Genomic DNA, 25,168 nt, shown 5'->3' with positions numbered 1-25,168 from the left:
GCGAACAGGGTAGCCGTGCATCCGCCGCACAGGGAGAGATTCTGGTCAACCGGTTATTGCATTTGGTCAACCGGTTTGCCAGAATCGGACGAGCGACACTCTCGCGCCGAAGCATCAGGAGTCACCGTGGACCGCACCGCACACCCCGCCGAAACCCCGAGCGGCGGCATCCGATGACCCGGCTCTGGAATGAGCCGGCGGACTTCGCCGACGAGATGATCGACGGATTCGTCGCCGCGAACGAGCGGTACGTGCGCCGGGTGCCGGGCGGCGTCGCGCGGTCGACGACCTCCCCCGCGGGGCAGGTCGCGATCGTCATCGGAGGCGGCTCCGGCCACTACCCCGCGTTCGGCGGACTCGTCGGCCCGGGGCTCGCACACGCCGCGGCCATGGGCAACCTCTTCGCCTCACCGTCGGCCCAGCAGGTCTACGCGGTCGCGAAGGCCGCGGACAACGGCGGCGGCGTCTTCTTCACCTACGGCAACTACGCCGGCGACGTGCTGAACTTCGACGCGGCGCAGGAGCGCCTGAGGGCCGAGGGCGTCGCGTGCGAGACGGTCACCGTCACCGACGACGTCTTCAGCGCGACCCGGGACGAGAAGCACAAGCGCCGCGGCATCGCCGGCGACCTCACCGTGTTCCGTGCCGTCGCCGCGGCCGCCGAGGCCGGGTACGACCTCGGCGAGGTCGCCCGGATCGGCCGGCTCGCCAATGAGCGCACCCGGTCGTTCGGCGTCGCCTTCACCGGCTGCACACTGCCGGGCGCCGCGCAGCCGCTGTTCTCGGTACCCGAGGGACGGATGGCGATCGGGCTCGGCATCCATGGGGAGCCCGGCATCGCCGAGAGCGACATCCCCTCCGCCGACGGCCTCGCCGAGCTGCTCGTGCAGAAGCTGCTCACGGAGGTGCCGGACGGGATCGAGGTCGAAGCCGCCCGGGTCGTGCCGGTGCTCAACGGTCTCGGCTCGCTGAAGTACGAGGAGCTCTTCGTCGTCTACCGCCGCGTGGCGCAGCTGCTGACGGACGCCGGGATCGACATCGTCGACCCTCACGTCGGCGAGTACTGCACGAGCTTCGACATGGCCGGCGTCTCGCTCACCCTGTTCTGGCTCGGGAGTGCGGAAGAGGACGACGAGCTCGAGACGCTGTGGCAGACCGCCGTGGACACCCCCGCCTACCGCCGCGGGTCCGTCGCTCCCCAGGAGCGCGCGGATGCCGCTGCCATCGCATCCGTCGTCGAGACCGTCGAGCCGGGCGACGAGGCCTCGCGGTCCGTCGCGCAGACCGTGCTCGCCGCGGTGCACACGCTCGTGGACACCGTCGACGAGCACGTGGAGGAGCTCGGCCGGATCGACGCGGTCGCCGGCGACGGCGACCACGGCATCGGCATGCAGCGTGGATCGCACGCCGCCCTGGCTGCCGCGATCGCCGCGGTGGAGGCGGGAGCGGGCGCGCAGACCACTCTCGAACGGGCGGCGGATGCGTGGAGCGACAAGGCCGGCGGCACCTCGGGGGCGCTGTGGGGCGTCATCCTCGCCGCGGTCGCGAGCAGGCTCGGCGACCAGGGCCGTCCCGACGCCGCGTCGGTGGCCGCGGGCGTGGCGGCCGCCTCCCGCGGCGTCACCGACTACGGCAAGGCCGAGGTCGGCGACAAGACCCTCGTGGATGCGCTCGTGCCGTTCAGCGCGACGCTCACCCGGGCGATCGAGGCGGGCGCCGGACTCGTCGACGCCTGGCGCACGGCGGCCGATGCGGCGACCCGCGCGGCCGCCGCCACCGCAGACCTCCTGCCCCGTATGGGCCGTGCCCGCACGCACGGCCAGAACAGCGTGGGCACTCCCGACCCGGGCGCGATCTCGCTCGCGCTCATCGCGACCGCTGTGGGCGAGACGCTCGCAGCCTCCGCCTCACAGAAGGAGCACGCACATGGCTGACGCCCTGCGCATCGTCATCGGCGCCGACGACGCCGGATTCGACTACAAGGAGATCCTCAAGCGCGACCTCGAGGGCGATCCCGGCGTCGCATCCGTCGTCGACGTGGGCGTGGACGCGGACGGTCACACGCCCTACCCGAAGGTCGCCATCGAGGCCGCGCAGCGCGTCGCCGGCGGCGACGCCGACCGCGCGCTGCTCATCTGCGGCACCGGTCTCGGCGTCGCGATCGCGGCGAACAAGGTGCCCGGCATCCGCGCCGTCACCGCGCACGACTCGTTCTCCGTCGAGCGCGGCGTGGTGTCGAACAACGCCCAGGTGCTCACGATGGGCCAGCGCGTCGTGGGCATCGAGCTCGCCCGCCGCCTCGTGCGCGAGTGGCTCACCTACCGCTTCGACACCTCGTCGGCCTCGGCACAGAAGGTGGCCGTCATCGACGAGTACGAGACCACAGGCTCCTGCTGATGCCCCAGGTCACGGTCGGCGTGAGCCTGAAGACGTACTTCGGGCACGAGCGCGCGGCGGCGTGGTTCCTCGACGTCGCCCGTCGCGCCGCCGCGCACCCGGCCGTGGCCTCGGGAGCCGTGCGGTTCTTCGTCATCCCCACCTACCTGCAGATCCCCGCGGCGCTCGAGGCGTTCGCGGGCACGGCGGTGCTCGTCGGCGCGCAGGATGTGTCGGAGTACGAACCCGGCGCCTACACCGGCGAGGTGACGGCACCCGAGCTCGCCGAGGTCGGCGTCGCCGTCGCCGAGATCGGGCACGCGGAGCGGCGGCGGCTGTTCGGCGAGACCGACGAGGTCATCGCGGCCAAGACGGCGATGGCTCTGCGGCACGGGGTGACTCCGGTGCTGTGCGTGGGCGAGTCCGAGCCTCTGGCGCCGACGGATGCCGCGGCCGCGACGGTCGCGCAGCTCGAGGCGGACCTCGCCGACGCGCCGGCCGGGCCGATCATCGTCGCGTACGAGCCGGTGTGGGCGATCGGAGCGCCGGCGCCGGCGCCCGTCGAGCACATCGTCGCCGTCGCGCGGGCTGTGCGCGCGACTCTGGCTCTGCCGGATCGTGCGAGCAGCGTCGTGATCTACGGCGGTTCGGCGGGTCCGGGTCTGCTCGCGGAACTCGGGGAGGCGGTGGATGGGCTGTTCCTCGGCCGCTCCGCGCACGACGTCGAGGCCTTGCTCTCGGTGCTCGATGAGGCCGAGGCTGTTGCGCGCGAGCCCGGATCTTCCCGGTCGTCGAGCGAAGAGCGCAGCGACGCGACGAAACGCGTGCAGGAGAGCCGCGCATGATCGGGCTCGGCACGTACGCGTTCTTCTGGCAGCACTCGGACCTCGTTCCCGAGCCGCTCTCGCTCGTGGGCGCCTTCGAGGCGACGAGGGAGCTCGGCGTCGAGCTGTTCCAGATCTGCGACTACGCGCCCCTCGAGACGGTGAGCGCCGCCGAGCTCGAGGACGCCGCGGCCGCCGCGCGCGACCTCGGCCTCCGCATCCAGCTCGGCACGAAGGGCCTCGAGCCCGAGCGGCTCGGGCGGTTCCTCGACCTCGCCGGCGTCTTCGGTGCGACGCTCGTGCGGAGCATGCTGCACGGGCCGGACTCGCGGCCCTCCCACGCCCAGGCGGACGTCTGGGTGCGCGCAGCGCTGCCGGCGTACGAGGCATCCGGTGTCACCCTCGCCCTCGAGACCTACGAGCAGGTCGCGACTGCCGACCTCGTCGCCTTCGTCGAGCGCATCGGCAGCGAGCATCTCGGCGTCTGCCTCGATCCGGCCAACGTCGTCGCCGAACTCGAGCGGCCGCGCGACTGCGTCGAGGCCACCGCTGCGTACGTGAAGAACGTCCATGTGAAGGACTTCGCCTTCGCCCGCCGGCCCGGCTGGGTCGGCTTCACCTACGGCGGCGCCCCGATGGGCACCGGCCTGCACGACTACCCGCATCTGCTGAGCACCGTCCGCCCGCGCGAGCGCGAGATCGACGAGGTCGTCGAGCACTGGCTGAGCTGGCAGGGCGACCCCGAGACCACCATCCGAACCGAGCGGGACTGGACCCGCACCACTCTCGAATACCTGAGGAGCACGACATGACGATGACGACCGACCCTTCGACGAGCTCAGGGACCGGGGTGGCAGGACGCTACCGGATCGCCGTCATCGGCGCCGGCGGCAAGATGGGGATGCGCGTCTCCGACAACCTCGCGGGGACCGACCACACGGTCGCGTACGTCGAGAACTCGCCGGCCGGCCGCGAGCGCACGCTCGACGCGGGCCGTGGACTGACGGATGCGGCGGCAGCCGTGGCCGGCGCCGACATCGTCGTCTTCGCAGTGCCGGACCTCGCGCTGCAGTCGGTCACCGCCGACCTCGTGCCGCAGATGAAGTCCGGCGCGATCGCGCTCACGCTCGACCCGGCGGCCGCGTACGCGGGCCTGCTCACCGACCGGGAGGACGTCATCCGCGCGGTGGCGCACCCGTGCCACCCATCGATCTTCCTGCAGCGCACGACTCCCGAGGAGTACGCCGACACGTTCGGGGGCATCGCCGCACCGCAAGATGCGATCGCCGCGATCGAGTCCGACGACCCGGCCAAGAAGCACATCCTCGACGCCACGGTCCGCGCGATCTACGCCCCCGTGCTCGACGTCCACTACGTGACCATCAAGCAGCTCGCCCAGCTCGAGCCGACGCTCGTCGAGACCGTCGCGTGCATGATCGGCGCGCTGCTCAACGAAGCGCTCAGCGAGGCTGTGAGCACCATGGGCGTGCCCGAAGCGGCGGCGCGCAGCATGCTGTACGGCCACACGCAGGTGGCGCTGGCCAACGGGCTGCGCGGTGACAACCCGTTCTCCGATGCGTGCCTCATCGCGATGGACTACGGTCGCGAGAGCATCATCAAAGACGACTGGAAGAAGATCTTCCGCGACGACGAGCTCGACAAGAACCTCGCGCGGATGCTCCACCTCGACCACATCGAGCGCTGAGGACCGACATGGGACAGCTGGAGGGCAAGACCGCGCTGATCACGGGCGCGGCGCTGGGGATCGGGCTCGCGGTCGCCAAGAGGTTCGCGCGGGAGGGTGCGCGTGTCATCCTCGCCGACCGCAACGGCGCGGGCGCGGCGCAGGCGGCCGCCGAGATCGGCGCCGCCGCCCGGGCGGTGACGATGGACATCTCCGATGAGGACGCGGTCGCTGCGGCGTTCGCCGAGATCGAGGCCGACGGCTGGGCGCCCGACGTCGTCGTGGCGAACGCCGGGGTGCAGCTGTTCGGCCAGGACGCGCCGGCGGCCGACCTCGACCTCGAGGTCTGGCGCCGCACGATCGACGTCAACCTGACCGGTACGTTCCTGACGGTCAAGCATGCAGTGCGCTCGATGCTCCGCGGCGGCGAGGGGGCGGCGTCGCGCCCGGGCGGCGGGTCGATCATCCTCACCGGCAGCCCGACCGGGGTGAACGGCGAGGGCAAGGACTTCACCGCCTACAGCGCGTCGAAGGCCGGCATCCACGGGCTCGGACGCACCGTCGCCGCCGCCTACGCCGACAAGAACATCCGGGTCAACACCGTGCAGCCGGCGTACACCGAGACCCCGCTCGTGGCGGCGATCAGCGAGGATCCCGAGTCGCGCGCCGCCATCATCGGCCGCATCCCGATCGGCCGTGCCGGAACCCCCGACGACGTCGCGGGCATCATGGTCTACCTCGCCAGCGACGACGGGGCGTTCGCCACAGGCGCGCTCTTCTGCGTCGACGGCGGGATGACCACCCTCTGACATGAGCCGGCGGCCGGCATGATCTGGAAGACAGCGGGGCGGGAGTGGCGCAGCGGAGCGTGGTCGCTCGAGCTGCGTGACGACGAGCTCGCCGACATCGCGTTCGAGGACCGCATCGCGCTCCGCTCGGTGCGCGCCGTCGTCCGCGACCGCAACTGGGACACGGCACGGCTCGCGATCGACGACATCGAGGAGGGTGACGGCGAGCTCCGGCTGCGCGTGCACACGGAGGGGCTCGGCGCAGACCTCGCGGGCACCCTCCGTGTCATCGCCGCCGACTCCCGGCTCACGGCCTGTCTCGACCTCGTGGTCGGCGAGAGCTTCTGGACCAATCGCACCGGGCTCGTCGTGCTGCACCCCGCCGGCGTCGCCGGGGAGGCGCTGCGGGTGCGCCACTCGGGCGGGCGGCACGAGGCGACCCGCTTCCCCGCCGACATCAGCCCGCACCAGCCCGTCGTCGACATCGCGGAGCTCGACTGGAGCCACGCAGGACTCGACGTCTCGGTGCGGTTCGCCGGGGACGTGTTCGAGATGGAGGACCAGCGCAACTGGACGGACGCGTCGTTCAAGACGTACAGCCGTCCGCTCGACCTGCCGTTCCCTTACGAGCTCGGCGCCGGCTCGCACGTGAAGCAGTGGGTCGAGGTGCGGGCGCGTCACGCCGAGCGCCTGTCGCCCGCATCCGCACCCCGTCGACGCGCCGCCGACGTCGTCGTGCTGGAGGAGGGCGGAGCGTTCCCCGAGATCGTCGTCGGGGCGTCGACGGCGCCGGATCCGGCGCCGCAGCCGGATGCCGTGGGCTCGGCGGTGCTCGTCGAGCTCGACCTCGCGACGCCGAACTGGCGCGCCGCGCTCGACCGCGCGACCGCAGGGCTGCCGCTCGACGTGCGGTTCGTGCTGGCGGAGGACGACCCGGCCGCCCTCATCGCGGGTGCGCAGGCTCTGCGCGGACGCGACGTCGCGCGCGTCACGGCCTTCACGCCCGGCGGGGAGGCGCCCCATGTGTCGGATGTCGCGGCTGTCGCGTCCCTGCGCACGGCGCTCGCCGAGGCGGGCGTGACGGCGGCGGTGGTCGGCGGAGCGCGGTCGCATTTCACCGAGCTCAACCGCGAGCGTCACCGCCTGCCCGACGACCTCGACGGCATCGTCTTCAGCGTGACGCCGCTGTTCCACACCCCGAGCACCGCGCAGCTCATCGAATCGCTCGCCATCCAGCGGATCGTGGCGGCCCAGGCCGTCGACCGCGCAGGCGGGAGCCCCGTCCACATCGGCCCGGTGACCCTGCGTCCACGGTTCAACAACGTCGCCACGACGCCTCCACCGATGCCGGGGCATGCCGACCTGCGCGAGGGCTACGGACCGCAGCTGCTCGATGCCGACGACGAGCGTCAGGATGCCGAGGAGCTCGCGGCGTGGACCATCGCGAGCGCCGCCGCCCTCGCTGTGCCCGGCGTCGCGAGCGTCGCGTTCTTCGAGGAGTGGGGTCCGCGCGGCCTCCGGCGCTCCGACGGGAGCGCGCGGCCCGTCGCCGCGGCCGTCACGGCCCTCGCCGCCCTGAGCGGCACCCGCCTGCTGCACGGCGCGAGCCCCGACGGGCTTCTGTGGGCCGTCGGCGGCGTCGCCGAGGACGGCGCGCAGACGCTGCTCGTCGCCAACCTCGACGCGGCCCCGCGGCTCGTCGACGTCCGCGCGCCGGGGGGATCGGCATCCTTCGCCCTCCCGCCCGGCGGCTGGATCCGCCGAGGCCGAGTCAGCGCCCCGTCAGCCGCGACAGCACCGCCCAGCGCTGGTCGTCGGTGATCTGCTGACCCTCCCAGGGCGCGTCGCCGACCTCGGCCTGCGCCCGCGCGAGCTTCTGCATCATGGTCTCGCGGATCTCGGCGTACGCCGGGTCGAAGTACACGTTGTTCAGCTCCTCGGGATCGGTCTCGAGGTCGTACAGCTCCCACTCCGGCGGGTACTCGAAGAAGCCGGCCCCGGGCAGGCCCAGGCTCGCGTTGTAGAAGAAGATGATCTTGTACCGCTCGTCCCGGTAGCCGTAGTGGGCCGGCGCCTTGTGGAACCAGTCGTCGTTCTCCCAGTAGCGGTAATACATGCCCTCCGCGGGCGGGCTCGTGGGCTCGCCGACGAGGTCGCCGAGGAAGCTGCGCCCCTGCATCCGCTCATGCGCCTCGACACCCGCGGCATCCAGGATCGTCTTCGCGAAGTCGACGTTCGTGACGATCCCCTCGTGCGCCGCGCCGGCGGGCAGGGCGCGCGGGTAGCTCATGATGAGCGGCATCCGCAGCGACTCCTCGTACATGAAGCGCTTGTCGAACCAGCCGTGCTCGCCGAGGAAGAACCCCTGATCGGACGAGTACATGACGAGCGTGTCGTCGAACTCGCCGCGCTCGCGGAGCCAGTCGGTCACCCGCCCGACGTTGTCGTCGACGGATGCCACGCACCGCAGGTAGTCCTGCATGTACCGCTGGTACTTCCACAGGGCGAGCTCCTCGTACGAGAGGCCCTCGGGCGGGTCGACCTTCAGGTCGTCCTTGTTGAGGTAGTCGACGATCCGCATGAGCGCACGGCGGGCGGATGCCGAGCGCGTGCTGTAGTCGTCCCAGAACGTGCCGGGCACCGGGATCGGGTCGGCGTACATGTCCTGGTGCTTCTCGTCGGGCTCCCACGACCGGTGCGGCGCCTTGTGCCAGATGAGCACGCACCACGGGTCGTCGCCGTCGAGGGTCTCGACCCAGTGCAACGCGAGGTCGGTGATGACGTCCGTGGCGTAGCCCTCGACGTGGCGCAGGCCGTCCTTCGAGAGGAATCGCGGGTCGAAGTACTCCCCCTGGTTGATGAGCACGTCCCAGTAGTCGAAGCCCTGCGGATTCGAGGGACCGTCCTCGCCCATGTGCCACTTGCCGACGATCGCCGTCCGATAGCCCGCCGCCTTCAGCTGCGAGACGAAGGTCGGCTGGCTCGCGTCGATGGGCGTGAACAGCGTCGTGACGCCGTTCACGTGGCTGTACGTGCCGGTGAGGATCGACGCACGGCTCGGTGAGCACAGGGAGTTGGTGACGTAGCAGCGGTCGAGGCGGACGCCGGCATCGGCCAGCTCGTCGATGCGCGGCGTCTCGTTGACGACGGAGCCGTACGCGCCGATCGAGTGCGCGGCGTGATCGTCGGTGAGGATCATGACGATGTTGGGACGGCGGCGGGATGCCTCGGCCATGAGCGGCTCCTGACTGTGGGTCTGTCGTTCGCCGACTATATGCTTTTTACCTTAGTTGTGCAACAGCATTCACGATCGGGATGCCGCGACCCACCGCTCGTCGGGCCACGCGGCGCCCGTACGCTCCACCACGTGCAGGAGCCTGCGGCGGGTCGTCGTGAGCCACGAGATGTGGACCGCCGCCAGCGCGTGGCCGCGCGCGTCACCCAGGAACCGGGCCTCTGCAGCCCAGTCCGGATCGAAGAGCGCGCCCGTCGCGGAGTCGCTCTCGGCCAGGAACCCGACAGGTTCGTAGTCGCGCTCCTGCGCGACCCGGTAGGCGAGCTCCGTCTCGACGATGCGCAGTGCCAGCACCGGCGAGAGTCCGCCGGCGAGCGCGAAATGACGTTGGAAATGCGCATCCATCGGGCGCGGGGTCGGCTCGAACGGCGCCTGCGCCCACGCGAGGAAGGATGCGACGCCGGCCGGGGTCGGGGTGTAGACCTTGGCATCGGGGCCGCCGCGCTCCGTGTCCACCGCGTACTCGAGCAGGCCGCGGTCGACCAGTGCCGCGAGCTGACGGTAGATCTGCGAGGACTGCGGCGTGTAGCCGAACACGCGGCCCTGGTCTTCGAGGTAGCGGCGCAGGTCGTAACCGGCCGCCGGCGTGCGGACCAGGAGTCCCAGCAGGACCGACTCCAGCAGGTTCAGGTCGGGCATGAGTCCACCGTTCTACGTGACTTTTCACATAGTAGCGCTCAGATGCCCCCGACGATGAGACCGTCGAAGAACTCCTTCAGCGCGTCGCCCATGTCGACGACGTCGCGGTCGAGCAGCCACTGCACCTGGAGACCGTCCATCAGGGCGATCGTGGCGATCGCCGCACGCTCGGGAGAGATGCCGGGCAGCAGCCGGCCGTCGGCGATGAGCCGCTCGAAGGTGCCGGTCAGGCTCTCGCGGACCGACACGTAGCGCCTCTGGAAGTACGCGTGAGCGGGATGCTCCGGCGCCGTGGACTCGGCGGACAGCGTGCAGTAGAGCTCGACCACACCGGGCACGGACGAGTTGTGGCGCGCCAGCGCCACGAGCCCGCGCAGCGGCTCGACGGCATCCTCGTCGTCGAAGTCGACCAGATCGCGCGACCGCTCGTCGCGCAGATCGAGCACGGCCTGGAGCAGGATGCTCTTGCTCTTGAAGTGGTGCAGGAGGCCGGCCTCGCTCATGCCGACGCGGTTGGCGATATCGCGCAGAGACCCGGAGTTGTAGCCGGAGGCGAACACCTCGAGGGCAGCATCGAGGATCGCCTCGCGCGTCGCGCTCGATTTCGCGTACTCGCCGCGCGGGCCCCGCCGCTTTCGCACACCCGTCGCCGTCTCGGTCATCCTCAGCTCACCGTACCCTTCGCATCCACCCGTTCGTGGACGCGCCGATGCAGGCAGTCTGCACCTTCCGAAAATAAAAACCTAGCGGTTACTAGCTTTTTGGCCCGAAAACCTAGTACTCACTCGTTTTTGCTGTTACGGTCCTTCCACAGAGCGATCCGCAGGGGTATCGCCAGACCGAAAGGGACCAAGGATGTTCCGTTGGAAGGCCACAGCAGCAGCCGTCCTCGCGGCCGCCGCACTCACACTCGCCGGATGCGCCGGCAGCAGCGGCGGCAGCTCGACCGGGAGCAACTCGGGCGGCACGCTCACCCTCGGCGCCATCGTCGCGCCCCAGACTTTCGACCCGGCCGGCGCCCAGTGGGGCAACGCCTCGCCGTACTACCAGGCCGTCTTCGACACGCTCCTGCTGATGAAGCCGGACGGCACCGTCGAGCCGATGCTCGCGTCCAAGTACGCCTACAACGCCGACAAGACGCAGCTCACCCTGACGATCCGCGACGGCGTCACGTTCACCGACGGCAGCAAGCTCGACGCGGCCACCGTCAAGGACAACCTCGTGCGCTTCCAGAAGGGCACGTCGCCGGATGCGTCGAACCTCGCAGGCGTCAAGAGCATCGAGGCGAACGGCAACGACGTCGTCCTGACACTGGGCGCCCCCGACCCCGCACTGCTCAACAACCTGACCCGCGACGCCGGCCTCGTGGCGAGCGAGAAGTCGCTGACCGCCGGCGACATCGCGACGAACCCGGTCGGCTCCGGCCCCTACGTGCTCGACACGAAGAACACCGTCACCGGCTCCTCGTACGTGTACACGAAGAACAAGGGCTACTGGGACAAGAGCCTCCAGCACTACGACAAGCTCGTCATCAACGTCTACAGCGACCCGACCGCCGCCCTGAACGCCATCAAGGCGGGCGAGGCCAATGCGGTCAAGCTCGTGAACAACGACGCGCTCGACCAGATCACGGCGGCCGGCTGGACGATCAACAAGAACGAGCTCGACTTCCAGGGCATCATGCTCTACGACCGCGGCGGCGCCATGAACCCCGCGCTCGGCAACGTCAAGGTGCGCCAGGCCATCAACATGGCGTTCGACCGCAAGGCGCTGCTGAAGACGGTCGCCAGCGGCTACGGCACGGTCACCGAGCAGGTCTTCCCGACCACGTCGGCGGGCTTCGACAAGTCGCTCGACAGCACCTACAAGTACGACCCGGCCGGCGCCAAGAAGCTGCTGGCGGATGCCGGCTACCCGAACGGCTTCACGCTCGACATGCCGACCACGTCGCTCCTGGGTGCGAGCACGTTCAATCTGATCTCGCAGCAGCTCGCCGACATCGGCATCACCGTCAAGGGCACGGACGTCGGCACGAACTACATCACCGCGATGCTCGCGCCGAAGTACCCGGCCGCGTTCATGGCCCTCGAGCAGAACCCCGACTGGCAGCTGATCCAGTTCATGCTCTCGCCGACCGCCACGTGGAACCCGTTCCACTACGGAGACGACACCGCCAACGCGCTGATCAAGAAGATCCAGTACGGCGACACGGGCGCGGTCAAGGACCTCAACACCTATGTGGTGCAGCAGGCCTGGTTCGCTCCGTTCTTCCGGGTTCAGGGCAGCGTCGCGTCGGATGCCAGCACATCCGTCACGATGATGAGCACGAACGCCTTCCCGGCCATCTACAACTTCGTCCCGAAGTCCTGACACCGGCCACCCGGCCCGCCCGTCCCGCCCTTCCGGGGCGGGCGGGCCGGATCCCCTGAACCCCGGGAGCGGAAATGCTCATGTTCATCGTGCGCCGTGTCATCTCCGGCGCGTTCATGGTGCTCGCGATCACGGTGATCGCGTTCACCCTCCTCTACCTCGGCGGCGGCAACATCGCCCGCCAGCTGCTCGGCACGAACGCGACGCCCCAGACGGTCGCGCAGAAGGCCCACGAGCTCGGCCTCGACCGCCCGCTCTTCGTGCAGTACTGGGACTGGCTGACCGGCGCGCTGAGCGGCGACCTCGGCCGGTCGTGGACCACGGGACAGCTCGTGGCCGTGAGCGTCTCGAGCCGCCTGGCCGTCACCCTCTCGATCGTGCTCGGCGCCATCATCGTCGCCGCGATCCTGTCTGTCGTCCTGGGCGTCGCCGCTGCGCGGCGCGGCGGCTGGGTCGATGGAACCGTCCAGTTCATCTCGGTCGTCGGCTTCGCCATCCCCGGCTTCCTCATCGCGCTCTTCCTCGTCGTGACCTTCGCCCTCAACCTCCACTGGTTCAAGGCCGTCGGCTATGTGCCGATCACGACCTCCGTCACGGGCTGGCTGTCATCGGTGACGCTGCCCATCACGGCCCTCGCCATCGGGGCCATCGCATCCGTCGCCTCGCAGATCCGCGGATCCGTGATCGACGCCATGTCCCGCGACTACGTGCGGACGCTGCGCGCCCGCGGCCTCAGCACGAACCGCGTCGTGTACAAGCACGTGCTCCGCAACGCCGGCGGCCCCGCGCTCGCCGTGCTCGCCCTCACGTTCGTCGGCCTCATCGGCGGCGCCGTGGTCATCGAGCAGGTGTTCGCTCTGCCCGGCATCGGCCAGCTGACCGTCCAGGCGACGACCTCCGGCGACATCCCCGTGGTGATGGGCGTGGTGGTCGCCACGGCGATCATCGTCATCATCGTGAACCTCGTGATCGACCTCGCCCAGGCCGCCCTCAACCCGAAGGTGCGACTCTCATGACCGCCATCGACGTCCCCCAGACCGTCCCGACGCCGCCTGTCCGCGCCTCGCTCTTCACGCGGCTCTACCGGCGCCCGCTCGGCTTCATCTCGCTGCTCTTCCTGGCATTCGTCGGGCTGATCGCGATCATCGGCCCCTGGATCGCCCCGCACGACCCCAACAAGGCCTCGCTCCAGCTCGTGCTCGCTCCGCCGAGCGCCGCGCATCCGCTCGGTGCCGACAGCAGCGGGTTCGACATCCTGTCGCGCCTGCTCGTGGCCACTCAGGTGACCATCTTCGCCGCCCTCGTCGCACTTGTGACCTCGCTCGTCATCGGCGTCATCTCCGGCCTCATCGCGGGGTACTACCGCGGCTGGTTCGACGGCACCGCATCGTGGATCACCTCGCTCGTCATGGCGCTGCCCGGCATGGTCGTCCTGCTCGCGGCCCGTGCGGTGCTCGGCCCCTCGGTGTGGCTCGCCATGCTCGTCTTCGGCTTCCTGCTCGCACCGGCCTACTACCGCCTCGTGTACGCGGCGGTCACGGCCGTGCGCAACGAGCTGTACGTCGACGCGGCACGCGTGTCGGGCCTCTCGGACATGCGCATCATCGGCCGCCACATCCTGTCGGTCGTCCGCGCGCCGATCATCATCCAGTCCGCCATCATCATGGGCATCGCGATCGCCATCCAGTCCGGACTCGAGTTCCTGGGCCTCGGCGACGCATCCACCCCCACATGGGGCCAGATGCTCGGCGACGCGTTCCAGAACATGTACAAGGCGCCGCAGAACATGATCTGGCCGTCGCTGGCGATCGCACTGACCGGCATCGCGCTGACGCTCCTCGCCAACGCCATGCGCGACGAGCTCGAGCGGACGGTCGTCGTCCGCCGGCGCCGCCGGCGCGCGGTCACCACGCAGACGGGCTCGGTCGCCGCCGTGACCACGTCCATCGCGACGAGCGGCGCGGACGCCGGCCCGATCGAGGACTCGACAGAGCTGCCGGTCATCGCCGAGACGATCGTGCACCCCGACGAAGCCGGCACCGTGCCGCAGCAGACGGTCCTGACCGTCCGCGACCTCACGGTCGGATACGACCAGTCCGACGGCTCGACCCTCGAGGTCGTGCACGGCGTGTCGCTCGACGTCCGCAAGGGCGAGATCCACGGCCTCATCGGCGAGTCGGGCTCGGGCAAGACGCAGACCGCCTTCGCGGTGCTCGGTCTGCTGCCCCGGGGCGGACGCGTCAGCGGCGGCACGATCGACTACGAGGGAACGGCCCTGCAGAACGCGTCCGACAGGGTGTACGCCGGCGTGCGCGGCAAGCGCATCGGCTACATCCCGCAGGAGCCGATGTCGAACCTCGACCCGTCGTTCAAGATCGGCAGGCAGCTGGTCGAACCGCTGCGCCTCAACCTCGGGCTCAGCACGAAGGAGGCGACCGCCAGGTCGCTCGCGCTGCTCGATCGCGTCGGCATCCCGAATCCGAAGCGCACCTTCGACGCCTACCCGTTCGAGGTCTCCGGCGGCATGGCCCAGCGCGTGCTCATCGCCGGCGCGGTCTCGACCGACCCGGACCTGATCATCGCCGACGAGCCCACCACGGCCCTCGACGTGACGGTCCAGGCCGAGGTGCTCGACCTCCTGCGCGACCTGCAGCGCGAGCGCGGCATGGCCATGCTGCTCGTGACCCACAACTTCGGCGTCGTCGCCGACCTGTGCGACCGGGTCACCGTCATGCAGCAGGGCCTGTTCGTCGAATCCGGGCCGGTGCGCACCATCCTGAAGAACCCGTCCCACCCGTACACGCAGTCGCTGCTGGACGCGATCCTCGACGAGGGTCCCGCCCGCGGTCCGCTGGTCACCGCCACGGCCGCCACCGCCGCCGGCGTCACCGAAGGAGTCGCACGATGAGCTCGCTCCTCGAGGTCGAGGACCTCGTCGTCGAATACCCCGGCAAGGGATTCCGCACCCCGCCGTTCCGCGCCCTGAAGGGCGTCTCGATCGACATCAAGCCCGGCGAGACCATGGGTCTCGTCGGCGAGTCGGGCTCGGGCAAGACCACCCTCGGCCGCGCCGTGCTCGGACTCGCGCCGGTCACCGGCGGCAGCATCCGCTACGACGGCCGCGAGATCGGCCACCTCAAGCGCCGCGACCGCCGGTCGCTGGCGGATGAGATCCAGGTCGTGTTCCAGGATCCGTACTCGTCGCTGAACCCGTCGCTGACGATCGAGGGCATCCTCTCCGAGCCGCTCACCGCCCGCGGTGTGTCGAGCAAGGCCGCCAGGACTCGGGTGCGCGACCTGCTCGACCGCGTGGGCCTGCCCACCGGGGCGGCCACGCGCCTGCCCCGCGAGTTCTCCGGCGGTCAGCGCCAGCGCATCGCGATCGCACGGGCGCTGGCGCTCGACCCGAAGCTCATCGTGTGCGACGAGCCCGTCTCGGCCCTCGACCTGTCCACCCAGGCGCGCGTGCTCGACCTGTTCATCGAGATCCAGGAGCGCACCGGCGTCGCCTACCTCTTCATCTCGCACGACCTCGCGGTCGTCCGGCACATCAGCCACCGCGTCGCGGTGATGTACCACGGCGAACTCGTGGAGACGGGCGACGGAGACCAGGTCACCGCGCACCCGCAGCATCCCTACACGCAGCGCCTGTTCCTCGCCGCGCCCGTGCCCGACCCTGACGAGCAGAAGGAGCGTCGCGCCGCGCGCCGGGCTCTGCTGGACGCGCCCGCCGGAGAGCAGGCCGCGTGAGCGAGCGCGACCTCTCCCCGCGCCGACTGGAGCTTCCGGGCGACTTCGTCTTCGGTGTGGCGACCGCGGCCTTCCAGATCGAGGGCGGCGTCGCCGAGGGCGGACGCGGGCCCAGCATCTGGGATGCCTTCACGGCGCAGCCCGGCGCCATCCACCATGCCGAGACCGCCGACGTGACGTGCGACCACTACCACCGCTGGGAGTCCGACCTCGACCTCATGGCCGAGCTGGGCATCCCCGCGTACCGGCTGTCGCTGTCCTGGTCGCGCCTCCAGCCGACGGGCCGGGGGCCGCTCAACCCGGAGGGCGTCGCCTTCTACCGCGACCTGCTGGCCGGCTGCCGCGAGCGCGGCATCGAGCCGTACGTCACCCTGTATCACTGGGACCTCCCGCTCGCGCTGCAGGATGCCGGCGGGTGGCCCGAGCGGCGCACCGCCGAGCTTTTCGGCGCGTACGCCGCGCTCGTCGCGGACGCCCTCGGCGATCTCGCGGAGCACTGGATCACCGTGAACGAGCCGGTGTGCGCATCCTTCCTCTCCTACTGGTGGGGGATGCAGGCCCCCGGCCACACCGATCTCACCGAGGCCGTGCGCGCCGCGCATCACCTCCTGCTCGGCCACGGGCTCGCGCTCCGGGCCTTCCGGGAGCGGCGCCCCGGGGCGAAGGTCGGTATCACGAACCTCGTGAGCAACCTCGCACCCGCGAGCGGGTCGGACGCGGACGCGAGGGCCGCGACCGGTCTCGACGTGCGCTTCAACCGCGTCTTCCTCGAGCCGGTCTATCACGGCTCCTACGGCGCAGAGGTGGCGGCGGTGTTCGCCGCGCAGGGGCTCACCGAGGCCGAGACCGACGACGGACTCGTGCGACACGGCGACCTCGCGTTCATCTCGGCGCGCGGCGACTTCGCCGGGGTGAACCACTACACGAACACGCTCGTCGCAGCGGACCCGGACGCCTGGAACGGCGCCCGCATGATCCAGGTCGAGCCGGCGCCGACGAACTTCGAGTGGTCGGACACCCCGGAGGCGCTGAGTGCCGTGCTGCAGCGCCTCGCGCGCGAGTTCACCGACCTTCCGCTCCATGTGACCGAGAACGGGGCGACCTTCACCGACTACGTCACGCCGGACGGCGAGGTGCACGACCCCGAGCGCGTGCACTACCTGGCCGGCTATACCGCGGCCCTCGCCGATGCGCGTGCCGCGGGCGCCGATGTGCGCGGGTACTTCCTGTGGTCGTTCCTCGACAACTTCGAGTGGTCGTGGGGCTACTCGCAGCGCTTCGGCATCGTCTACACCGACTTCGGCACCCAGCAGCGCATCCCCAAGGACAGCGCGTACTGGTACCGCGACCTCATCCGCGCGAACAGCCGCGCCCTCGTCTCCTCCCTCCCGTCGGACTCCGAAGGATCCTCCTCGTGACCACCCCCGCGACCTCCGTCCAGCCGGCGAGCGTCTCGCACCTCGTCCCGCTGCTCGCGAAGCTGACGCTCGAGCAGAAGGCCGCGCTCGTGCAGGGCGCCGACTTCTGGACCACCGTGCCTCTCCCCGAGATCGGACTGCGGGCGATCACGCTGTCGGACGGACCCGCCGGCGTCCGCGGCCCGCGGTGGGACGAGCGCGAGCCGTCGCTCAACCTGCCGTCCGGCTCGGCCCTCGCCGCCTCGTGGGACGTCGACCTCGCGTATCGCTACGGCGCGGCCGCCGCATCCGAGGCCCGCCGCAAGGGCGTCGACGTCGTCCTCGGGCCGACCATCAACCTCCACCGTTCGCCCCTCGGCGGTCGCCACTTCGAGTGCTTCAGCGAGGACCCGGAGCTGACCGCCGAGCTCGCCGCGGCCTACGTGCGCGGCCTGCAGGACAACGGCGTCGCCGCGACCCCGAAGCACTACGTGGCGAACGACTCCGAGACCGACCGCTTCACCGTCGACGTGCAGGTCGACGAGCGCCCGCTGCGCGAGCTCTACCTCGCGCCGTTCGAGCGCGCGGTCGAGGCCGGCGCCTGGTCGATCATGAGCGCGTACAACTCGGTCGACGGCGTCACGATGACCGAGAACGACCTGCTGGAGACGCCGCTGAACACCGAGTGGGGCTTCGACGGCGTCGTCGTCAGCGACTGGACCGCCGTCCGCTCGCTCGCCGCGGTGCCCGCCGGCCAGGACCTCGCGATGCCCGGTCCGGCGCCGGCCTGGGCGGACCTCGTGGCTGCCGTCCGCGACGGCCGCGTGCAGGAGGAGGATCTCGACCGGAAGGTGCTGCGCATCCTGCTCCTCGCCGAGCGCGTGGGCGCCCTCGACGGCGCGGAGCAGCTCGAGCCGGCACCCCTCGACGGCCCCGCCTTCGCACGGGAGGCCGCCGTCGCGGGCACGGTGCTGCTCGCGAACGACGGGGTGCTGCCGCTGGATGCCGCATCCCTCCGCAGGGTCGCCGTCATCGGGCACAATGCGCGCGAGGCCCGCACCCAGGGCGGCGGCAGCGCGACGGTCATCCCGGAGCACGTCACGTCGCCGCTCGACGGCATCCGTCAGCTCTTCGCCGTCGCGGACGTCCGATACGAGCTCGGCGCCGTCGTCCAGGAGGGCGTCGCCGAGATCCCGCTCGCCCAGCTCACGAATCCGGTGACGGGCGAGCCCGGCGTCCGAGTGACCTTCTTCGACGCCGAGGGCGCCGAGATCTTCGCCGAGGACCGCCGCTCGACGGCGCTCGTCTGGTTCGGGGGCGATGCCCCGATCGCCGCGAGCCGTCGCGTGGAGATCGACGGCTGCTTCACTCCCGCGGAGTCGGGCGAGGTCCTCCTCGGCTTCGCCGGGGCCAACCCCGGGCGCCTCTTCGTGGACGGCGAGCTCCTGCTCGACGACACCCCGGTCGTGGAGGGCACCGACCTCGGCGCCGCCTTCCTGAATCCGCCGTCACTGACCGCCGCGGTGCAGACCCAGGCGGGTGTCGCCCTGCGCATCCGCACCGAGCTGACGCTCGCGCAGGAGGGCGCGCTCGCGGGCGCGCTGTCGGTCACGGTCGGCACAGCGCCCGACGACTCCGACCCCGGCGCGCTCATCGCGCGCGCCGTCGAGGCGGCCGCCGCGGCCGAGGTCGCCGTGGTCGTCGTCGGCACGAACGCGAAGGTCGAGTCCGAGGGCTACGACCGCACCGACCTCGACCTTCCCGGACGCCAGGACGACCTCGTCCGCGCCGTCGCGGCGACCGGCACTCCCACCGTGGTCGTCGTCAACGCCGGCTCCCCCGTCGTGCTGCCATGGGCGGGCGACGTGTCCGCGGTCGTGCAGGGCTACTTCGGCGGTCAGGAGTTCGGGCCGGCGATCGCCGACGTCCTGAGCGGGGCCGCCGAACCCGGTGGGCGCCTGCCCACGACGTGGCCGGCCGCGCTCGGTGATGTGCCCGTCACCGACGTCACGCCGACGGACGGCGTGCTGCGCTACACCGAGGGTCTGCACATCGGCTACCGCGCGTGGCTGCGGTCCGACGCGGCGCCGGCATTCCCGTTCGGCCACGGCCTGGGCTACACGACGTGGTCGTGGGGCGTCGCCCAGCGCGACGGCGACAGCGTCGAGGTCACCCTCGCCAACACCGGCGCCCGTCCCGGCAAGCAGGTCGTGCAGGTCTACGCCGAGGCCGGGGGCTCCGCCGTGGAGCGCCCCGAGCGCTGGCTCGTCGGCTTCGCCACCGTCGCCGCCGGCGCGGGCGAGACCGTCACCGCGACGATACCGCTGCCCGAGCGACGCCTCGCCTACTGGAACGACGGCTGGGTCGTCGAGCCCGGCACCTACGCCCTGCGCATCGGATCGTCGGTCGCCGAGCTGCCGCTGAGCCTCGACTGGACGATCGACGCATGACAGGCCTCGAGGGGAACCTGAAGGGATGGGCGGACGACCGGCTCGGCGAGCTCGTCGCCCGCCTCGAAGGATTCCTCGCGGCAGATCCCGACCTCTCCTTCCAGGCCGCCGCCTACCACGAGGGCCGTCCGGTGCTCGATGTGTGGGGCGGCCCGCACCTCGACGAGACGTCGCTCATGGTGCCGTATTCGGTCACCAAGAACACCATCGGCCTGACGATCGGCCTGCTCGTGGAGCGGGGCCGGCTCGACCTCGACGCGCCGGTCGCCGATTACTGGCCCGAGTTCGCGGCGAAGGGCAAGGCCGCCGTGACGGTCCGGCAGCTGCTGTCGCACCAGGCGGGCCTCCCGCAGGCGACGCCGGCGTTGACATGGGCCGAACTCCTCGACCACCACGCGGCGGCCGAGCGGCTCGCCGCATCCCGTCCGCTCTGGCAGCCGGGGAGCGCGTTCGGCTACCACGCCGTGACGATCGGCAATCTCGCCTCGGAGCTCGTCTTCCGCGCCATGGGTCGCACGCTGCATGAGGTGTTCGAGGAGGACATCCGCGCGCCGCACGACCTCGACGTGCACCTCGGCCTGCCGCCCGAGCTCGATGACCGCCGTGTGCCGGTGCTGCCGATGGTCCGCCCGGTGTCCGACGCGCTCGTGCCGCCGTGGTCCGGTCTCATCGGCACGGCGATGCGGATGGCGGGTCCGCAGGTCGACCTCGCGAACGATGAGGCCAGCTGGCGTTTCGGGCACCCCGCCGGTTCCGGCACCGTGACCGCGCGCGGCCTCGCCCGCATGTTCGCGACCGCGGTCACCGGCGTGGACGGCGCCGAGCCCTTCCTCAGCGCGGACACCGTCGAGATGATCGGCCTGCAGCAGGTGCGCGGCTACGACGAGGTGCTCGGGCAGCAGGGTCGTGCGCACTCGATCGTCTTCCAGAAGCCGTCGCAGCAGCTCGCCTTCGGCGGCCCGCGTGCTTTCGGGCACGACGGCGCCGCCGGCGCGCTGGCCTGCGTCGACCCCGACACCGGCGTGGCATTCGGCTACACGATCGCCCGGGGCCCGTGGCCCGGCGGTGCGGATCCGCGCGCCGTCGCACTCGCCGCCGACCTGGGCCGCGTCCTGTCCTCCTGAATCGACCCGAAAGGCCGTCGTGACCACCCTGTTCAACCCTCTGCTGAACGGCTTCCACCCCGACCCGAGCGTCGTGGCCGTCGACGGCGTGTACTACCTGGCGACCTCGTCGTTCGAGTATCTGCCGGGCATCCCCATCCACCGCTCGACGGACTTCGAGAACTGGGAGCTCATCGGGCACGTCGCCACGCGGCCGGGGCAGCTGGAGGTCGAGGAGGTGCCCACGGCGGGAGGCGCGTGGGCGCCGACCATCCGACACCGCGACGGCGTCTTCCACCTCGTGATCACGGACGCGATGGGTCGCGGCACCCTGCACTTCACCGCGACGGATGCCGCCGGTCCGTGGTCCGACGGCGACCCGATCCTGCAGGCAGACGGCGTCTCGCCGATCGACGGCATCGACCCCGACATCGCGTGGGCCGACGACGGGACGGCCTACATCACGTTCTCGGGGCTCATCCTCAACGGAGCGGATGCCGGCCGGCACCTCGGCATCCAGCAGGCGCGGGTCGACCTCGACCGCCACATCGCGCTCGAGGAGCCGCGGTCGCTCTGGTCGGGCACCGGCGGCCAGTTCCCGGAGGCGCCGCACCTCTACCGCGTGAACGACCGCTGGTACCTCATGATCGCGGAGGGCGGCACCGAGCGCGGCCACGGCATCTCGATCGCGCGCAGCGACCGGCCCGACGGACCGTTCGAGACCGCGCCGCACAATCCGCTCGTGTCTGCCCGGTCGACGATCCGCCCGATCCAGAACACCGGCCACGGCGACCTGGTCGTCGGTCCGGACGGCGCATGGCTCTGCGTGCTGCTGGGCGTGCGTCCGCGCAGCATGACCCGCGCGTTCTCGGCCCTCGGTCGCGAGACGTTCGTGACGCCCGTGCACTGGGAGGACGACGGCTGGCCGTCGATCGAGCCCGTCCAGCTGAATCCCCGCCCGGGCACGCGCACCGAGGCGACGTTCGCGTCCGAGGCGGGCCTCGACGACGAATGGCTCGCCGTCCGCGCGACGCCGGCCGCCGTCGCCGACCTGTCGGCACAGCCGGGCAGGCTCGTGCTCCACGCCGACGGGTCGACGTTGAACGACCCGCGACCGGTGTTCCTCGGCCGCCGCCAGGAGCACCTGACCAACGCCGTCACGGTCCGCATCGACGTGGGCGCCGGCGTCGGCGGCCTCGCGGTCCGCTACGACGAACGCTTCCACGTCGAGGTCGAGGCCGGTGGCGGCACGGTGACCGCTCGCGCGGTCGTCGCCGACCTCGTGCAGGAATGGACGGCACCGCTCGACGCATCCATCGTCGACCTGCACCTCGAATCGCGCGCGCCGCAGCCGAGCGCCGGACTCCCCCGCACGAGCGACGTCTTCCACCTCGGCTTCACACCCGTCGGCGGCGAGCGCGTCGACCTCACCGAGGTCGACGGCCGGTTCCTCTCCGCCGAGGTCGCCGAGTCGTTCACCGGCCGGGTCATCGGCGTCTACGCGGTCGAGGGCGACATCGCCGTCGACAGCTGGGTCGCCGAGGGCCACGACGACTGACCACCACCCCTGCAGAACTCAGGAGACACCATGTTCGACCGCCGTTCCACCTTCGGCGAGGCCCTCGACAACCCCGCGGCGCGGGCGATCCTGGAGCGGTACCTGCCGGGCATCGCCGCATCGCCGATGGCGACGCAGTTCCGCGACGGTCGCCTGGGATCGCTGATCGCACTCGCGCCGACGCTCGAGCATCCGGCCGCCCGTGATGAGCTGTGGGCGGCGCTTGCCGAGGTCGGCGACGACGTGCAGCGCGCGCCGTACGCACCGGCGATCGACCCGGATCCCGCCTACGAGGACGAGTCCGTCGCGCGGGGATCGGCCACGCTGCGTCCCGTCGCGGAGGCCGCACGGTGGGGCGTGCTCGAGGTGCGCCTGGAGGGCCCGTCGCACGGAAACCCGTTCGTCGACGTCGAGCTGGATGCCGAGTGGACCCGGCCGGATGGATCCACCGTGCGCACCGGCGGGTTCTACGACGGCGACGGCTCGTACGCCATCCGGGCACTGGCGGATGCCGTGGGCCCGTGGTCGTTCGTCACCCGCTCGACTGCGCGCTCGCTCGACGGCATCTCCGGCTCGGCATCCGTCACTGCTCCCGTGGAGGGAAGCCACGGTCCGGTGCGCGTGGACGGCTTCCATTTCCGCCACGCGGACGGCACGCGCCATCGCCCGCTGGGAACGACGGCCTACGCGTGGACCCACCAGCCGGAGGCCCTGCAGAAGCAGACGCTCGCGACGCTGGCCGAGTCGCCGTTCACGAAGATCCGGATGTGCGTCTTCCCGAAGTCGTACCTCTACAACGCCAACGAGCCGAGCGACTTCCCGTTCGTCGGGTCGCTCGAGCGCGGCTTCGACCTCGAGCGGTTCGATCCCGCGCACTTCCGCCTCCTCGAGCAGCGCATCGCCCGGCTCGGCGCGCTCGGCATCCAGGCGGACCTCATCCTGTTCCACGCGTATGACCGCTGGGGCTTCGCCGACCTCGGCCCCGCGGTGGACGACCGGTATCTCCGCTACGTCGTGCGGCGCCTCGCGGCGTTCGAGAACGTGTGGTGGTCGATGGCCAACGAGTACGACCTGCTGTGGGCGAAGGACGAATCGGACTGGGAGCGCCTCGCCGCGATCGTGGGCGAGGAGGATGCCTTCGGCCATCTCAACTCGATCCACAACTGCCGTCCGTTCTACGACTACTCGAAGCCGTGGATCACCCACGTCTCGGTGCAGCGCGTGGACGTGTACCGCACCGCCGAGAACACCGACGAGTGGCGCACCCGGTGGGGCAAGCCGGTCGTCATCGACGAGTGCGCCTACGAGGGCGACATCGACCAGGGCTGGGGCAACATCACCGGCGAGGAGATGACGCGCCGGTTCTGGGAGGGCGCCGTGCGCGGCGGCTACGTCGGCCACGGCGAGACGTATCTGCCGGTGGATGCAGGGGGTGCGACGGACACGACGGCGACCGCCGGCGACGACCCCGAGGTGCTGTGGTGGTCGAAGGGCGGCCTGCTGCATGGCTCCAGCGCCGACCGCATCCGCTTCCTCGACGGCCTGCTCGCCGAGGCGCCCGAGGGCGTGTGGGATCCGCTGGTCGGCGACTGGGATGTCCCGTGGGGCGGCACCGAGGACCACCGCATCGGCTACTTCGGGTTCAACCGCCCGCGCTTCCGCAACGTCATGCTCTCCGAGGGCGACTGGACGATCGACGTCATCGACACGTGGAACATGACCGTCGACCGCGTGCCCGGCATCCACCGCGGCACGTCCCGCGTCGATCTGCCCGGTCGGCAGTTCATGGCGCTGCGCGTCGTCCGGGCCCGGTAGCCGACCTCACTGCACTGCAATTCTATTCATGTACGCATTCGAATTCGGTACGATGGGAGGAGGGGCCACGGGACGTACGAGCGCGTCGTTCCAGGCGCTAAGGTGAGCGCCAGCCCGAGAAGGGAGAACGGCTGATGTCGCAAGGGTACGCACGCCCGCTCGACGGACAGGTGCGCCTGCTCACCAAGGTCGCCCGCATGTACCACGAACGCGGCGTCCGCCAGGCCGACATCGCCACCGCGCTGAACATCTCGCAGGCCAAGGTCTCGCGCCTGCTCAAGCGCGCGGTCGACGTCGGCATCGTCCGCACGACGGTCACCGTCGCGCCGGGGCTCTACGCCGACCTCGAGGAGAAGCTCGAGCAGGGCTACGGCCTCGCCGAGGCGGTCGTCGTCGACGTCGACCCCGACGCCGACGACAGCGAGACCATTGCCGCGATCGGCGCCGGCGCCGCGGCCTACCTCGAGGCGACGCTCGCGGGCACCGACCGCATCGGCATCTCGTCATGGAGCCAGACCCTCCTCGCCATGGTCGACCGCATGCGCCCGTTCACGGTCCGTGGCGCGACCGAGGTGGTGCAGCTGCTGGGCGGCATCGGCGTCGCCGAGGTGCAGAGCCACTCCAACCGGCTGCTCGGCGAGCTCGCCCGCATGCTCGGCGCCGAGGCTGTGTACGTGCAGGCGCCCGGCGTCGTCGCCGGCCCCGACATCCGCGACAGCATCCTGGAAGGGGCGCTCGGCGAGGTGACGCGCCGCTGGCGCGAGCTCACCATGGCCATCATGGGCATCGGCAGCGTCGAGCCCTCCGACCTCCTCGCCTCGAGCGGCAACGCGTTCTCGGCGGAGGAGACGGCATCCCTCATCGAGGCCGGAGCCGTCGGCGACATCTGTCACCGCATCTTCCGCGCCGACGGGACCCCCGTCCTGGGCGCCCTCGACGACCGCATCATCGCCATCCCGGCCGACGACCTGCGCCGGATCCCGCGCCGCGTCGGGGTCGCCGGCGGCCCCCGCAAGCTCGAGGCCATCCACGGCGCCGTGGCCGGCGGGTGGGTGAACGCGCTCGTCACCGACGTGCACACCGCCGAGGCGCTGATCGACCGACAGCAGGCCTGATCCG

20 protein-coding genes are annotated in these 25,168 nt (G+C 71.1%); 17 read left to right on the top strand and 3 right to left on the bottom strand.

The annotated features are described in order from the left end of the window. The first annotated feature begins 173 nt into the window (after positions 1-173). The 7 genes from SM116_RS03850 to SM116_RS03820 are packed head-to-tail and all read left to right on the top strand — an operon-like array spanning position 174 to position 7,493. A complete protein-coding gene (locus tag SM116_RS03850) occupies positions 174-1,934 on the top strand; it encodes a dihydroxyacetone kinase family protein (protein WP_320943145.1) in 1,761 nt (586 codons plus the stop codon). After that, a complete protein-coding gene (locus SM116_RS03845) occupies positions 1,927-2,397 on the top strand; it encodes a ribose-5-phosphate isomerase (protein WP_320943144.1) in 471 nt (156 codons plus the stop codon). The genes SM116_RS03850 and SM116_RS03845 overlap by 8 nt, the downstream gene beginning before the upstream one ends. Continuing rightward, entirely contained in the window at positions 2,397-3,221 is an 825-nt protein-coding gene (locus SM116_RS03840) for a triose-phosphate isomerase family protein (RefSeq protein ID WP_320943143.1), read from the top strand. Before SM116_RS03845 ends, SM116_RS03840 begins: the two co-directional genes overlap by 1 nt. Further along, entirely contained in the window at positions 3,218-4,012 is a 795-nt protein-coding gene (locus tag SM116_RS03835; RefSeq protein ID WP_320943142.1) for a sugar phosphate isomerase/epimerase family protein, read from the top strand. Before SM116_RS03840 ends, SM116_RS03835 begins: the two co-directional genes overlap by 4 nt. Continuing rightward, on the top strand, positions 4,009-4,905 hold the full coding sequence (locus SM116_RS03830) for a phosphogluconate dehydrogenase C-terminal domain-containing protein (RefSeq protein WP_320943141.1): 897 nt from the start codon (positions 4,009-4,011) through the stop codon (positions 4,903-4,905). Before SM116_RS03835 ends, SM116_RS03830 begins: the two co-directional genes overlap by 4 nt. An 8-nt stretch (positions 4,906-4,913) precedes the next feature. Further along, positions 4,914-5,693: an SDR family NAD(P)-dependent oxidoreductase gene (locus tag SM116_RS03825; protein ID WP_320943140.1), complete on the top strand. Its 780-nt coding sequence runs from the start codon at positions 4,914-4,916 to the stop codon at positions 5,691-5,693. 18 nt (positions 5,694-5,711) lie between these two features. After that, entirely contained in the window at positions 5,712-7,493 is a 1,782-nt protein-coding gene (locus SM116_RS03820; RefSeq protein WP_320943139.1) for a D-apionate lactonase family protein, read from the top strand. On the opposite strand, the gene SM116_RS03815 is transcribed toward SM116_RS03820, so the two are convergent. The 3 genes from SM116_RS03815 to SM116_RS03805 all read right to left on the bottom strand — a co-directional run bounded on the left by SM116_RS03815 (position 7,444) and on the right by SM116_RS03805 (position 10,268). After that, a complete protein-coding gene (locus SM116_RS03815) occupies positions 7,444-8,907 on the bottom strand; it encodes a sulfatase family protein (protein ID WP_320943138.1) in 1,464 nt (487 codons plus the stop codon). The two genes, SM116_RS03820 and SM116_RS03815, sit on opposite strands and share 50 nt — an antisense overlap. A gap of 69 nt (positions 8,908-8,976) precedes the next feature. Continuing rightward, a complete protein-coding gene (locus SM116_RS03810) occupies positions 8,977-9,606 on the bottom strand; it encodes a PadR family transcriptional regulator (RefSeq protein WP_320943137.1) in 630 nt (209 codons plus the stop codon). 38 nt (positions 9,607-9,644) lie between these two features. Next, positions 9,645-10,268 carry a TetR/AcrR family transcriptional regulator gene (locus SM116_RS03805; RefSeq protein WP_320943136.1) on the bottom strand — a complete coding sequence of 208 codons (624 nt, stop codon included), beginning with the start codon at positions 10,266-10,268 and terminating at the stop codon, positions 9,645-9,647. Between the two features lie 193 nt (positions 10,269-10,461). On the opposite strand from SM116_RS03805, the gene SM116_RS03800 reads away from it, so the two are divergent. The 10 genes from SM116_RS03800 to SM116_RS03755 all read left to right on the top strand — a co-directional run bounded on the left by SM116_RS03800 (position 10,462) and on the right by SM116_RS03755 (position 25,164). Then, a complete protein-coding gene (locus SM116_RS03800) occupies positions 10,462-11,976 on the top strand; it encodes an ABC transporter substrate-binding protein (protein ID WP_320943135.1) in 1,515 nt (504 codons plus the stop codon). A 74-nt stretch (positions 11,977-12,050) separates the two neighbouring features. Further along, positions 12,051-12,992, top strand: coding sequence for an ABC transporter permease (locus SM116_RS03795; RefSeq protein ID WP_320943134.1), 942 nt, complete (start codon positions 12,051-12,053; stop codon positions 12,990-12,992). Next, positions 12,989-14,884: a dipeptide/oligopeptide/nickel ABC transporter permease/ATP-binding protein gene (locus SM116_RS03790; RefSeq protein ID WP_320943133.1), complete on the top strand. Its 1,896-nt coding sequence runs from the start codon at positions 12,989-12,991 to the stop codon at positions 14,882-14,884. Before SM116_RS03795 ends, SM116_RS03790 begins: the two co-directional genes overlap by 4 nt. Continuing rightward, positions 14,881-15,726, top strand: a complete 846-nt coding sequence (locus SM116_RS03785; RefSeq protein ID WP_320943132.1) for an ATP-binding cassette domain-containing protein — start codon at positions 14,881-14,883, stop codon at positions 15,724-15,726. Before SM116_RS03790 ends, SM116_RS03785 begins: the two co-directional genes overlap by 4 nt. Beyond that, a complete protein-coding gene (locus SM116_RS03780) occupies positions 15,723-17,144 on the top strand; it encodes a GH1 family beta-glucosidase (RefSeq protein ID WP_320943131.1) in 1,422 nt (473 codons plus the stop codon). Before SM116_RS03785 ends, SM116_RS03780 begins: the two co-directional genes overlap by 4 nt. Further along, the gene (locus tag SM116_RS03775) at positions 17,141-19,573 is read left to right on the top strand and encodes a glycoside hydrolase family 3 protein (RefSeq protein ID WP_320943130.1); all 2,433 of its coding nucleotides are present in this window, start codon (positions 17,141-17,143) and stop codon (positions 19,571-19,573) included. Before SM116_RS03780 ends, SM116_RS03775 begins: the two co-directional genes overlap by 4 nt. After that, positions 19,570-20,697: a serine hydrolase domain-containing protein gene (locus SM116_RS03770; protein WP_320943129.1), complete on the top strand. Its 1,128-nt coding sequence runs from the start codon at positions 19,570-19,572 to the stop codon at positions 20,695-20,697. Before SM116_RS03775 ends, SM116_RS03770 begins: the two co-directional genes overlap by 4 nt. Positions 20,698-20,716: 19 nt before the next feature. After that, positions 20,717-22,234, top strand: coding sequence for a glycoside hydrolase family 43 protein (locus SM116_RS03765; RefSeq protein ID WP_320943128.1), 1,518 nt, complete (start codon positions 20,717-20,719; stop codon positions 22,232-22,234). Positions 22,235-22,264: 30 nt separating this feature from the next. Continuing rightward, positions 22,265-24,049 carry a DUF5605 domain-containing protein gene (locus tag SM116_RS03760; RefSeq protein WP_320943127.1) on the top strand — a complete coding sequence of 595 codons (1,785 nt, stop codon included), beginning with the start codon at positions 22,265-22,267 and terminating at the stop codon, positions 24,047-24,049. A gap of 134 nt (positions 24,050-24,183) precedes the next feature. Further along, complete coding sequence (locus tag SM116_RS03755) at positions 24,184-25,164, top strand: sugar-binding transcriptional regulator (protein WP_320943126.1); 981 nt, start codon at positions 24,184-24,186, stop codon at positions 25,162-25,164. Positions 25,165-25,168 lie beyond the last annotated feature (4 nt).

Origin of the sequence: Microbacterium rhizosphaerae (assembly GCF_034120055.1) — a bacterium.
GTDB lineage: Bacteria > Actinomycetota > Actinomycetes > Actinomycetales > Microbacteriaceae > Microbacterium > Microbacterium rhizosphaerae.
The sequence above is the reverse complement of the archived record's forward strand: the minus strand, read 5'-3'. Positions and strand labels throughout refer to the sequence as shown.